The organism is Clostridium aromativorans (genome assembly GCF_020908015.1).
GTDB classification, from domain to species: Bacteria; Bacillota; Clostridia; order Clostridiales; family Clostridiaceae; genus Clostridium_B; species Clostridium_B aromativorans.
On sequence record NZ_JAJJPB010000001.1, the window covers coordinates 268,247 to 282,015 of the forward strand.

Annotated in this window: 12 protein-coding genes and 2 pseudogenes; all 14 read right to left on the reverse strand. The window is 32.5% G+C overall.

Annotated elements, in window-relative coordinates; all coding sequences use genetic code 11:
- Positions 1-36: 36 nt before the first annotated feature.
- Positions 37-3,288, reverse strand: coding sequence for a type I restriction endonuclease subunit R (locus LN736_RS01250; RefSeq protein ID WP_229980511.1), 3,252 nt, complete (start codon positions 3,286-3,288; stop codon positions 37-39).
- 260 nt (positions 3,289-3,548) lie between these two features.
- Positions 3,549-5,135, reverse strand: coding sequence for an SIR2 family protein (locus LN736_RS01255; RefSeq protein WP_229980513.1), 1,587 nt, complete (start codon positions 5,133-5,135; stop codon positions 3,549-3,551).
- A gap of 34 nt (positions 5,136-5,169) precedes the next feature.
- Positions 5,170-6,453, reverse strand: coding sequence for a restriction endonuclease subunit S (locus LN736_RS01260; RefSeq protein ID WP_229980515.1), 1,284 nt, complete (start codon positions 6,451-6,453; stop codon positions 5,170-5,172).
- Entirely contained in the window at positions 6,443-7,960 is a 1,518-nt protein-coding gene (locus LN736_RS01265) for a class I SAM-dependent DNA methyltransferase (protein ID WP_229980516.1), read from the reverse strand. The genes LN736_RS01260 and LN736_RS01265 overlap by 11 nt, the downstream gene beginning before the upstream one ends.
- A 45-nt stretch (positions 7,961-8,005) precedes the next feature.
- Positions 8,006-8,638 (reverse strand): helix-turn-helix domain-containing protein, encoded by a 633-nt coding sequence (locus tag LN736_RS01270; RefSeq protein ID WP_229980517.1) that lies wholly within the window; start codon positions 8,636-8,638, stop codon positions 8,006-8,008.
- A 220-nt stretch (positions 8,639-8,858) separates the two neighbouring features.
- Positions 8,859-9,170: a hypothetical protein gene (locus tag LN736_RS01275; RefSeq protein ID WP_229980519.1), complete on the reverse strand. Its 312-nt coding sequence runs from the start codon at positions 9,168-9,170 to the stop codon at positions 8,859-8,861.
- Positions 9,171-9,183: 13 nt separating this feature from the next.
- The gene (locus LN736_RS01280) at positions 9,184-9,426 is read right to left on the reverse strand and encodes a hypothetical protein (protein ID WP_229980521.1); all 243 of its coding nucleotides are present in this window, start codon (positions 9,424-9,426) and stop codon (positions 9,184-9,186) included.
- Between the two features lie 54 nt (positions 9,427-9,480).
- Positions 9,481-9,549, reverse strand: a pseudogene (locus LN736_RS19075) (CPCC family cysteine-rich protein); the annotation flags it as partial.
- Positions 9,550-9,590: 41 nt separating this feature from the next.
- The gene (locus tag LN736_RS01285) at positions 9,591-9,800 is read right to left on the reverse strand and encodes a hypothetical protein (RefSeq protein WP_229980523.1); all 210 of its coding nucleotides are present in this window, start codon (positions 9,798-9,800) and stop codon (positions 9,591-9,593) included.
- Positions 9,801-9,854: 54 nt separating this feature from the next.
- The gene (locus LN736_RS01290) at positions 9,855-11,021 is read right to left on the reverse strand and encodes a phospholipase D family protein (protein WP_229980525.1); all 1,167 of its coding nucleotides are present in this window, start codon (positions 11,019-11,021) and stop codon (positions 9,855-9,857) included.
- 212 nt (positions 11,022-11,233) lie between these two features.
- A complete protein-coding gene (locus LN736_RS01295) occupies positions 11,234-11,632 on the reverse strand; it encodes a TM2 domain-containing protein (protein ID WP_229980527.1) in 399 nt (132 codons plus the stop codon).
- Between the two features lie 106 nt (positions 11,633-11,738).
- On the reverse strand, positions 11,739-12,416 hold the full coding sequence (locus LN736_RS01300; RefSeq protein WP_229980529.1) for a GIY-YIG nuclease family protein: 678 nt from the start codon (positions 12,414-12,416) through the stop codon (positions 11,739-11,741).
- Between the two features lie 218 nt (positions 12,417-12,634).
- A pseudogene (locus LN736_RS01305) lies at positions 12,635-13,051 on the reverse strand (GTP pyrophosphokinase); the annotation flags it as partial.
- Positions 13,052-13,080: 29 nt separating this feature from the next.
- The gene (locus LN736_RS01310; protein ID WP_229980531.1) at positions 13,081-13,734 is read right to left on the reverse strand and encodes an SIMPL domain-containing protein; all 654 of its coding nucleotides are present in this window, start codon (positions 13,732-13,734) and stop codon (positions 13,081-13,083) included.
- Positions 13,735-13,769: the final 35 nt, after the last annotated feature.

The window sequence follows — 13,769 nt, forward strand, 5'->3', positions numbered from 1 at the left end:
AAATTACATAAGATTGCCAATATTCAATGTAGAATATCAGACTTTATAATACCCTTCATCTTCCGCAACTTTCCCATAACCTGAATATTCATGGCTTTCCACATTACCACACATTAATTCAGCCTGCTTCATTACAGTTTTCAAAGCACTTTTAGCCTGCTTGGGAGGATAATCATATTTTTTCAAAAGTCTCTTTATAATTCTCCTCATACCTGCCTGGGCACTTTTTCTTATACTCCAGTCAATAGTTATATTTTTTCTGATTGTTGCAGTCAGCTCATGAGCTATTTTCTTCAAAACATCATCTTTCATAAATTGTTTTACAGCATCATCTGCTGTCAGGGCGTAGTAAAAAGCAGCCTCATCTCTATTCATTCCCAAATCTTTTTCATTCTCCACATCTTTCTTCATTTCATTAGCCATTTTTATAAGTTCTTCTACAACCTCTGCATTGGTAATAGCCTGATTTCTATACTTATTCAGAGCCCTCTTGAGTTTTTCGGAGAATTTTTCCGACTTTACAAGATTGCCTTTCTCCATGGTCTTTATATTACCTTCAAGCAATTTTTTCAGCATTTCCACAGCAAGATTTTTATATTGTATATTTTTGATCTCTTCAAGGAACTCCTCTGATAAAATTGATATATCAGGCTTTTCAATACCCATAACATCAAATACATCTATTACTTCCTCCGATATTATGGAACGCTGAAGCATTTGGCTTACTCTTTCTTCAATCTCTCTTTTGGATTTTTTCCGGAGCTTTTTCTCCTGAAGCTTTGCAAGGCTTGCCTTTACACATTTAAAATAGCTTACCTCAAGTGCGGATTCTTTCCCTTCAGGTGTAGCCGCACAGAGCGAATGGGATTTTGCAAGTTCTACTGCTATCTGTTTGAATTCCTTCTGCTCTTTTTGAGATTTTCCCAATACAAAGTTCATTCCGCCGGTAATTGCCCTGATTCTTCCCGCCTGTGACTTACCCATATAATCGGAATAATCAAAACCGTACATCATGTTCTGTAAAATTTCCAGTTTTTCCAGCATGACAGCCACCGCTGCAGAGGTATCTATTCCAGTATTTTTCCTGTCATTGTCCGTATATTCATTCAAGGCTTTTTTTAAACTTTCAAGAATACCCAGATAGTCAACTATAACCCCGCCGGCCTTATCCTTAAAAACTCTATTGACTCTTGATATTGCCTGAATTAAATTATGGCCCTTCATAGGCTTGTCAATATACATTGTATGCAAAGATGGAACATCAAAACCTGTAAGCCACATATCACGGACAATGACTATTTTAAGTCCATCCTCATTATCCTTCATCCTTTTGGCAAGAGTATCACGTCTCTGTTTTCCTCCAATATGTTTTTGCATCCTGGGCTCGTCCGCAGCGCTTCCAGTCATTACAATTTTAATCTTACCCTTGTACAAATCATCACTGTGCCAATCCGGCCTCAATTTTACAATTGCATCATACAAATCCACACAAATCTTTCTGCTCATACATACAATCATGGCTTTTCCATCGACGGTTTTGGCCTTTTCCTCATAATGACTAACAATATCCTGGGCAAGTTTTTTAATTCTGTTAGGCGATCCAACCAATGCCTCAAGTCTTGACCATTTGGATTTATTCTTCTCCTTCTCCCTTTCTTCCTGACCTTCTGTAATTTCTTCAAATTCATCATCTATCTTCTTGAGTTCTTCATCATTGGTCTCAAGCTTTATTACCCTGTTTTCATAGTATATTTTAACTGTGGCTTCATCCTCAACAGCCCTTGTCATATCATAAACGTCTATATAATGGCCGAATACCGCCGGTGTGGATTTGTCTTCATTTTCAATGGGTGTACCTGTAAATCCTATAAAAGAGGCATTGGGCAATGCATCCCTCAAATGCTTTGCATATCCATATTTTACCTTACCTGTTTTAGTATCTGTTTTTGCTTCCAGACCATACTGGCTTCTGTGAGCTTCATCAGCAATAATTATCACATTTCTCCTGTCTGTTAAAACCGGCATTTCATCACTCTCCGGCCTGAATTTTTGAATAGTGGTAAATATAATTCCACCGGATTCCCTGTCATTTAACAGATCATAAAGTCCATTGATTTCTCTTACATTTTCTTTAACCTGCTGATTTTTCTGTTCATCGGTCAATTTTCTGACATCAGCCTGCCTGGGAGTCTGCCTGAGCAGATCTTCCGATTTGGAAAAGGTCCTGTACAACTGGTCATCCAAATCATTCCTATCAGTTATAACCACTATGGTAGGATTATTGAATTTTTCAGCAAGAAGCGCTGCATAAAATACCATGGTAAAGCTTTTCCCCGAACCTGTAGTATGCCAGACAACACCTATTTTCCTGTCTCCATGGGCACTTATTGCAATTTTAGTTTTCTCCAGTGCCTTTTTAACGGCAAAATATTGATGATACCCTGCAAGTATCTTTATTATGGTCTTTTTATCCCCAATTTTATTTCCATATGAATCCTTTTCCTCTTCTTTGGATTCCTGAAATAAAATAAAATTCTTAATTATATCAACAAATCTTTCTTTCTCAAACATTCCCTTAAACAGCACTTCGTACTGCGGAACAGACAGAGGCTCAATATTTTCTCCATCTATGGTTCTCCAATTCATGAATCTTTCTTCATTAGAGGTTATGGTTCCAGCTTTTGCATTAATTCCATCAGATATTACACAAAAGGCATTGTAGTTAAAAAGAGAAGGTATATCCCTTTTATAGGTTTGAATTTGATTGTAGGCATTTTCAATCCCTACATTTTCATCAGAAGCAGATTTAAGCTCAATGACCACCAGTGGAATACCATTTACAAATACTACAAGATCAGATCTTCTCTCTTCATTTTCAACAATGGTAAATTGATTTGCCACCAAAAACTCATTATTGCTATTGTTTTCAAAATCCACAATATAAGCTCTTTTTGTCCTTGCCAGTCCGCCTTCCATATAGGAAACTTCCGCACCCTCCGTTAAAAGTCTATGAAAATGCCTGTTGTTCTCCTCAAGCACAGGACTGTTAAAAGTTATTATCTGCCTGTAGGCATCTTCAAGGGCTTCCTCCGGCAAATCCCTGTTTATTCTAAACAGTGCATCCTTAACTCTATCCTTTAAAATGACATCCCTATAATCTTTCCTTTCAGGATAATCTCCGTCACAGGATATATCAGGAGCAAAGACATAATCATATCCAAGTTTCTTAAATATTTCTACAGCTGCCTGCTCCAGCTGATCTTCCGTAAAATTTTCAAGTGCACTCATGGCATAACCCCCTCCTTATACTTATTTTATCATCTTATATGACATTTTATACAAAAAACAACTATTTGCTTCTATGGAAAATTTTTATATTGCCTTAACAATCTTTTTCATGTATAATTTAAATATAATAACATATGTTAATAATATATTGCTTAAACGAGGCGGGTGATTTATTCCCTGCTATTCGTCAATTGGCAGTATTTAGTAGGTTATCAAGAATCTTAGTTGTTTGGTGGGTGATTTATTCCCTACTAAGTTGACTAGGATTCTTTAGTTCTATAATATTTTAACCAATCATATATCTTAATCAATCGTCTAAAATTAGTTTTATCAGCACTTCTACCATTACTAAAAATATCAGGATTATTTTTATAATAATCTCTTAAAAAATTGCCAAGTGATTCAATATCAATATTTTCCTCTTGTAAAAAGGAAATTAGCCATAAGCTCTTATTAGGATCATTATTTGATACAATATGATTTACAGTTTTATCAATGCAATCTTGTCTTTTTTTATTATTACGTATTGATCTGCTTAATAAATCCTCATATTTTGTCCTAATTGCATGCTGCACATATGCAGGTATTTCAACTGTCGCTTTTGATATATATTTGTATATTGGAACACTTCCCGTATTACGTTTAAGCAGTACAGGCAAACTTTCAGTAACTACAAGATTAGAGTCATAATTTCCATTATCAAATAGAACATCTTTAAATATTTCTTCAACCTTTAACCCACAATATCCTTTTTTACCAAATTCAGATAAAACTCCTACACCAATTACAACTTCTATATTATCCAGATTTTCATCATCTTCTATTCCAACAACTTTCATTTTTGTAGTAGGTTCATTATTAATAACCAAGTCATAAATTTCTTCCTTAAGTCTTCTTAATACAGCAGTATTATATTTAAATTTATTTTTTAGTAATGCTTTATATAACCTAGAATAATCCTTAATATATATCCTCGTCATATTTAAAGTTTTTTCATCTTCAAAAGATATACTATGAGTTGATATTTGATCCTCCTCACTTGAATTATTCCATTCTACAAAAATAAGCCTTTTTTTAAATTTCTCTAATTTTTCCTTTGAAAGACATTTCACTATGGCCTTTAAAATACTCTTAATATCTTTATCTTCAATAGAATACCCAAGAAAAATAATTGGATGTTCCAAGAAAATGGTCAATATCTTGGCTGCAAGATATGCATTATTTTCCTCAAAATTCAAGTAATCTTTCTCATTAATTACTATGGAATCCGGTTCAGTGCAACAGCCATGAATTTTATATATTTCACCTACTCCCTGTATATTTGAAAATATAAGCTCTTCTTGTCCTATAAATCTCCTATAATTATATAAACTGTCTTCTATAAAATTATCATAATTTGTTGTAATAACTGCTGCTATACTCTTTTTACCTAGTTTCTTGAACAATTTAATTTCATCAACATACTCTTCCTTAACACTTAGAGAATTATTTTTAATATATTTAGCAATTTCTATTTTCAATGGCGAGGCTCCTGCTAAGGCAAGTTCTTTATATTCTCTCCTACTCTCCTCAAACTTAGGATCTTCAAACCAAATATCCGATAAATCACATTCTATCAATTCTGCTATTTTCTGAAACTCACCAATTTTAAATCCCTCATTTTTAGCTTTTCTACTGTATATTTCAAATGCGAACTCATTATCTTTAGTCAATTTTGCCATTTCACGCAAAAGAGTTTCCCAATTTGCCAACCCCAAATATCTTCTAGAGATACCAGCACCAATAAATAGAACCGGTGCTGTATCAAAATTTCTAAATACATCTTCAAGTTTTTGTATTCTAATCACCCTCTTTAATAAATTAAATTTATTCAGTTGGTTCTCAATTGTTCAAAGGCACTCTTATTTCACCCGACATAAGTTTTGGAAGTAATGTATCTCTCAACTGAGTTAGCTCATTATTAATATTACAATTTAAAAATATTCTTTTCAACAAAGATAATATTATAATATCAAACTTATTAATTATACTTTTATCCGGAATTAATATTTTCAATGATTTAACTTGAACCTGATTTATACCTGGTTGTGCTGAATTCGCATTGAGATTTATAATATCTTTTGTCATACAATCTTGATCTAACCAAAAATAAAGGTAGCTTTGAGATATAAGTTCATTAGTTCTCAATATAAAAACATGGGAGTTTACACAACATTTTTCATGAGGATATCCATTCATAAATATTGTTTTTCTTCCTAATTTAGCACCATCTTTGTAAAGTAAAACGTCCCCAGATTTTATTATTCCTTTGTTCATATTTTTAAAATAATCATATGATACATACTTTTCTTTACTATAATTATATTTGCCTAATCCAATTATATTTTCAGCTCCTATACTTGGTATTCCCTTGTTTAAGTTACCCGCTCCACCTTTAGGTCTATTACCTGCTTCAATTGTATTTAGTACCTTGCCTAAAGCTTTTAGTTTCCACCCCTCAGGAATCATCCCCAGCTCACTTTGAACCATCTTTCCACCACTTGATTTATAAGGCTTCCCTTCTTCATTGGAAAACTCAAAATCCACAAACCAGTGTTTGAATATTAATTGAGCCATTTTTTCAAGAGTCTTGTTCATTTGATTGTTGACTTCTATTTTTTCATCCAGGGTTGAGAGGATATGGGCTATTGCTTTTTGTTCTTTTAAAGGTGGAATATATAAATTTATAACTTCTCCTAATCTAGTTTTAGACAATTCAGTCTGGCCAGTAGAACCTTCTGCTAATCTCTCAATATTTGAATGTTGCATAAAAAGATTATATCCTAAATATTCAGGATACACTTTTTCGTTAGCCCTAACTATAGTTACATGAGAATCACACGTAATAAGTTCTTTAACATTTTTAAGCTGAGCTACCCTTCCAAGTGTTCCTACACCTGTAGAATTTATAAGTATGTCATATGGTTTCAAATATTTTTGTTTTGAAATTCTTTTCTTATTAGGATTTGTAAGTCTTGATGCTTTAAAATTTACAGTATTATTTCTAATACATTTTTGATTAATTACAATAACCCCACCCTTGTTAGTGTATGATGGTGTTATCCCTCTAGAAATAAATTCACACACATCTATCAATTTTGCTTGCATCCATTTATCAGATATCATATCCAATCCCCCTAAGGTTTTTCCTTATCTCTTCTTCTAAGCAGTGGGATTTATCAAACAACTCTCCCAGCTCATCTGTCAGTGTTTTTATCTTTTCATCAAAGGGAATCCCATCATCTTCTGCTTCTTCTATTCCCACATATCTCCCTGGAGTCAATATATATTCGTTTTGTCTTACTTCATCAAGTTTTGCTGCTTTGCAAAAGCCCTTGATATCTTCATAGTTTCCATCTATATTTCTGTATCCGTGGTAGGTATCTGCAATTTTTTTTATGTCTTCTTCACTCAGCTCCCTGTGCCTTCTGTCAATCATTTCTCCCAAATTTCTGGCATCTATAAAAAGTATTTCATCTTCCCTACACCTAAATTCAGGATTATTCTTTCTATTTCTGTTTAATATCCACAGTGAGGCTGGTATGCCTGTTGAATAAAACAGCTTATCCGGTAATGCTACTATTGCATCTACCAAAGGTGCTTCAATTAAATTTTTTCTTATTTCTCCCTCATTTGAAGTATTCGAGCTTAGTGACCCATTTGCCAGTACTATGCCTGCACAGCCATTGGGAGCCAGATGATACACCATGTGCTGAAGCCACGCATAGTTTGCATTTCCCTCCGGTGGAATACCATATTTCCATCTGACATCTTCCGTCAATTTATCCCCACCCCAATCACTTATATTGAAAGGTGGATTGGCTAAAATAAAATCAGCTTTTAATGTTTTATGCAGATCATTATGGAAAGTATCATCATTATGTGGTCCTATATTTGCATCCAGACCTCTTATGGCAAGATTCATTCTGCAGAGCTTCCATGTAGTAGAGTTTAACTCTTGACCATAAATAGATAGGTCATTGATTCTTCCCTGATGTTCTTTAATAAATTTTTCACTTTGAACAAACATACCACCGCTGCCACAGCAAGGATCATATATTCTTCCCTGATATGGCTCTATCATTTCAACTAATGTTTTAACAACTGAAGTTGGAGTATAGAATTCTCCACCGCCTTTTCCCTCTGCATCGGCAAATTTTCCTAAAAAATACTCATATACTCTCCCAAGCAAATCCTTCTCACCATTTTTATGAAGTTTTATAATAGAAATTAAATCTATAAGCTCTCCAAGCCTTCTCTTATCAAGCTCTGGTCTTGCATATCTTTTATCTAAAACACCTTTGAGTGTAGCATTTTCTTTTTCTATTAAAATCATGGCATCGTCAATTAATTGCCCTATTTTTGGACTTTTAGCATTATCTTTTATATAATTCCATCTAGCTTCTTTGGGAACCCAGAATATATTCTCTGCTTCATATTCATCTCTATCCTCTTCAAAACCTTCTCCCTCTTCCACAAGTTCGTTGTATTTGGTTTCAAATTTATCAGAAATATATTTTAAAAATATAAGTCCCAATACCACATGTTTATACTCTGATGAATCCATGCTGCTTCTCAGTTTATCCGCAGACTTCCACAGTGTTTCCTCAAATCCAATATTTCCTGTTGACATTGTTTTTATTCCTCCCTGTTTATTCTTCTGTATTAAGCAATTGATCTAAAAATTATAATCATCAAATATTTCAAATATTTCACTTTCAAACTCATCCTGGCTTTCATCACTGTTTATTTTATCCGGAAGAACCTCCATGTAGTGTGCCAGTGCTTCGATGGTTCTATGTAGAACAACTTCCTGCTGAGCTTTGCTCAGCAATTCAGTAATAAGCCTATAGGTATCCATATATGGATTGTCATCTACTACATCCAAAGCTTGTTTAAATTTAGAAACAAGTTTTGCTTTTTCAATCTTTCTCTCAATTCTGTTCATCTCTTCTTTATCGTAGATAGGCACTTTATAGATACCCTTGGTGTCTTTTACCATGAACTGCTTATCATATTTTTCAATTACGGGATTTAATTCCTTTTTCAATTTTTCTTTTTGAATTTCAAGTTTTTCTATTTCATTTAACTCTTTAGGAAAATACTCTTTGCTAATTCCAAACATTTTTTCAAGTCTTGGTAAATATTTTTTGGGTATGCCCTGTTTGCCCTTTATCCACAAGTTAATATTTTGTTTTTTCAATCCAAGTTCTTTGGCAAGTTCTATATGCTGCATATTGTAAAGTCCTAAGATATATTCTAATCCTATCAATCCACCACCACCTAACTTAGGCCTCATTGTCTTAGTCAATACAATTATATTACCTCTTTTTATTGTCCCAGTCAATATTTTTTAATAAGAATTATATCATTTTGTTAAGTATGATTTAAATCTCATCTTTTCCATCAGTGTAAGCAAGCATAAAAAATGCCAAAAAAATAGGGCAAAATGCCCAATCTTATATAAAAATAGAAATAATTATTTTTATATATCTCATATTTAGTTTCTCCTATAATTCATCTAATCATTATCAATACTTATTACAAAATTGATCCATCCAGTCATCTAATTCATCATCTTCTTCTGCTTTCCAATTATCCAATAATTTTTTCACATCTTCTTTCATTTCACAATATTTCTTCTCAGCTTCACCATTACTGGAAGCAAAAGCTGTATGGACCATTAGGCCATAGATGCCTATGGTTATAGCAAATGGTGTATTACCACAATCCCGTTCAAGTATTATTCGGGCTTCATCGCCATAAGTTTCATCAATTATCACTATTCCATTTTCAGAGCCAACTTTACCAATAGTTATACCTTTTTTATACTTTTTCCACATTACTAAATGCTCCTTAATTATTCATTGTCCTATTTATTGGACAAAAATTGCAAATAGAACATGTCTCATTTTTCGAAAAAACTTTTATCCCCAAAACTGCTGAAAAGGCTAATTTCACTTTAGTCACCATAATTATTTCATGGCACAATTTCCCTGTAATTTTCTTATCAAGCAGTGGACAATAATGATCATACACCGTTAACTTTTTATACAATATTTCTCTATTAAAATATTTCTTGGCCTCATTAAGACTCATTGAATTAGCTCCACCACTATAGTCCGGTTGTTCTTTTTGCAGAGGATCATCCTCTCAGTCACACAGTCCACAAATATCCCAGCCATTTTCTTCATCTAACGACAATTCTCCACAGCAGGGACACCTATACCTTTTCCACTACAATCTCCCCAAATATTTTAATCTCATTTCAGTTCATTTATGCCACCGTCAAAAAACCCGTAATTTTTCTCAATGAAATCTATAAACTTATCCCAGAATTCATCTTCTGAACAGTTTTCTGGTACTGATACGTGGCTATCTATTTCAATTTCCTTGGTGTTAATAAACCCTCCATCTTCATTCTGGTCAAGAGCATAGAATATCCTATATTCGACTTTACGGTATTTTTTCACCCTCTCGTAATCTACATTTGAAGAATTTTTTATCCTTGACAAGTCCGTGTTATTTCATAAATTACCATTTTCATTATTATTCCAGTCAACTATCATGTTTGAATCCCTCATTCTGGTTTTTTTACCATTGTAGGCAATTAGGCAAGCTTTGGCAAATGATTCCCAATTTTCTTTTTTAAATTTCAGGACTTCATCAAAACTCAAACAGAGAATATAACATTCAATATTTTTAAATATCCATTCTTCTGAAATATTTGTTAATCGTTCTTCAGGAATTATATATTTCAAATCATATATATTTATTTTAGGATAAATTATTTGAACTATTGGCTTATTTTTAAATGGAAAAAGAAAAATCCTGTAGTTCATTATATTCATAGCTACATCTACTTCTCTTTTATTTTTTCTATATCTAAATTTACAAGAGCTTCTTACACTTATAGGTATATTATTTTTAATCAAATTATAAATTTCAAAAACCTTCTGTTCAAAATTTTTCATATTACATTCGTTAATTATTAAATTTAAAGCTTTATACTCTGAAATATTATGAACAATTCTATCATTTATTTTATTTAAATGATTTTTATCCTCCTTTTGTCCGTAGTTTTTACCACTCATAGTCCGATTCTTTTCCTTATATTGATGACTTTTCTTCTGTTTTACAACTTTTTTATCAACCTTTATAACTTGGTTCCTTATACCGTCTATCTGATTCTTATTTTTCTTGAAAACATCAAGTTTATTTTGTATTAAAGCTATTTTTTTATCATTTATTACACCGGCTTTATTCCATAAATTATTTATATCTTCCAGCATATTATCCAAATTATTTTCAATTAAAACACCATATTCTAAATTATTGTACATACCATTTTGAGTGAAATTAGCTGAAGTTACTATAGCTTTCTGCCTATCGATAATATAAATTTTGGCATGAAGATTAGAATAATACCTTACCTCTGAGTTTGGATTTTTAACTAACCTATCAATTATATTTATATCTGACGAATCATTTAAAAAATCTTCCAGAGAAAATCGTGTTAGCACTCTTAACTTTATTCCATTTAAGTCATAAATCATATCTATTAAAGGGTTGTTTGAAATATAAGGTGACATAATTATAACTTCATTTTTTGTCTTACTTATTAGATATTTCAACCTTTCTCCAATTGAATTAGATATGCCATGATGATTATACAAAAATTTTACATTCATCATAAAATGAACTTCTCCTTATTTTATTTTTCATCACTATATTCCATACTGTAATCATTGAAACTATTAATACAATACAACTCCGAATAAAACATTTACCGCAAATTGATGTCCTTTATCGTTATTTATCTATAATAATTTTTAAAAAATGAGTCGCTGCATAATTAATTATGCAGCAGCCCCATATAATTTAAAAATATAAAATAGACCTTGTATTATTGGTTATTATTAAGTAAACTATTTATAACTATCTGTTCTTCTTCCTCATATTCTTTCCTGACTTGTTTTGGAATTGTAAATAAATCAACTAAAAGCATTATAGCCAGTACTATAATACATATTAGGCCAATGATGGATGCTCCACCTCCACTAGCGCCTTCACTTGAAATAGCTGAAATGCCACCAGTTAAAATGGCTATCCATCCAAAAATCCCCAATACCAAATAAATGATACCCATTTTTTTATTGCCTAAATAAAACTTATGAACACCTAAAGAACCAAAGAAAATAAATAACACATACGAAAGTCCAACACTTTTTTTTCGCTTGTCCATTTCACTGTTAAGTATGGACATTTGTTTTTCTGTAAGCTGTTCCTTTTCCTTTATAGACATTCAATCTTCACCCCATTTATATATAATTTTTATATTGTATAATAATTTATAAATAAATTATTATAACATTTACAATGTTGTATTCTACACAATACCACTTAGAAATTTATTTAAGAGCAATATTCCATTCCGGCTGATTTTCTTTAATAAGCTTCCTTTCCAATGAACATATTTCTTCATCATCTTCTAAAGGCATGACATAAAATGTAACTTTACTCCCTATATTGTTGATTATGGAATTTATATGACAGTTGGTCGCCTGACCATCAATATAACAATTTCTCGGAGAAATACTAGCATACCCAGAATTTATCCTCTTATAGAAATTAAAATTACCTTTCACTCTCCCTATATACTTTATCTCTTCATTACATACATACATATAAATTCCCTTACATTTTTCCAGAGGGTTTTGTTCCATTTTAAATTTACAGAAAAGTTCATCACCATAAGGATTAAGAAATTTTTTGTAAAATAAATCATTATCTTGTTTAAGCCTGACAAGGAATAGACCCAATTTCATATTCATATATTCTTTGTATATTCGATAACATTCATCTTTCAATTTCATATATTTATCTTCAGTAAGAATTTCTCCTAATGTATGCGTACCAAATCTTGAAAATGTATCTTTGATATCGGTATCTTCAAACTTTAGCTTTATTTCTATAAAATTCTTACCACACTGATTAAAACTTTTATTCAATTTTGTGGGATTTAGCGTTTCTTTGTCAGATCTTATTTTTTTTAATGGATTTACATCTGCACAGTTTTTATGAGACATAATGACCTCCTATTAATAATGTATATATTTTCTCCTTTCCATATTCTCAAGAATCACTTGATTTCATTTATGCCGCCGAAAAAAGACCAGTAATTTCTCTCAATAAAATCTATAAACTTATCCCAGAATTCATCTTCTGAACAGTTTTCCGGCACCGATACACAGCCATCTATTTCAATTTCCCTGGTACATATAAATTCTCCATCCTCATTCTGATCAAGTGCATCAGATATTCTATCTGCAGCTTTACGGTATTTTTTCACCCTCTCGCGATCTGCATCTGAAGGATTTTTTATCCTCGACAAGTCCATATTATCGAATAGATCACACATTTTTACATGACCGGCTGTTTTATTTTTTACAATCCTGCCTATGTATTCATCATAGGTTTCGCCATATCGCCTGGTGAGAGCATCCAGTGCAGACAGTACTTCCTCGGAAAATCCCTGATCTCTCAGGTAGTCCAGCGATATATCAGTGTCTTCTACTACATCGTGAAGCACTGCACATATTCTCTCAGCTTCACTTCTTCTTGAAAACATCACCCGCAGAGGATGCAGTATATATGGCTGTCCACCTTTGTCAACCTGACCCTCATGGGCCTTTGCAGCTATTAGAATTGCCTTGTCCAGCATTATGTGTACCTCCTTAATCATCATATTTATCATTTTATCTCCCATACAAATAAAACTGTATCACTGACTTTTATATCATCTGGTTCGATACCCGGAGCATAAGATGACTGAACAGCCATACAATTTTCCTCTACCCCAGATCTTGTTTGAGAATAAAGGTGCAGTTCACTCCAATTGTAATCAATACTAACCAGATCCCCAAGAATGACTCCTGATGCTTTTGCTAAAATTTCCGCCTTGTGTTTCGCATTTTTGGCAGCACTTACCAAAAGCCTTTCACTGATAACAGATTTATCCTTAACAGAAAACTGTATATCCAGCTGTGGACTTATTTGCGTTTTTGCAATAGCAGCAAATACCTTTGACATTACTTCTGTGTCAAAATCAAACTCAATTTTTAAACTTTGCCTGCAAATGTATCCATCAAATTTGCTTCTATAATTGTCGTTATTATCACGATAACTTTCATAGTGTGTTTTTATATTAAAACTTGTTGTTTTTAGATCTTTTTTGTCAAAACCTGCTGATTCAATTGCATTTTGTAAAATCTCTACTGAATCAGCCGCAAGTTCCATTGTCTTGTCATAATTATAATGCTGCGATTCAAGGTTCATGGTAATAACAATTAAATTCGGCTTAACATTGATACTGCCTGTGCCTTTCACCCTAATTAAATGTTCCATTCAAACAACCTCCTTCAGTTTTATTTCATATGCTC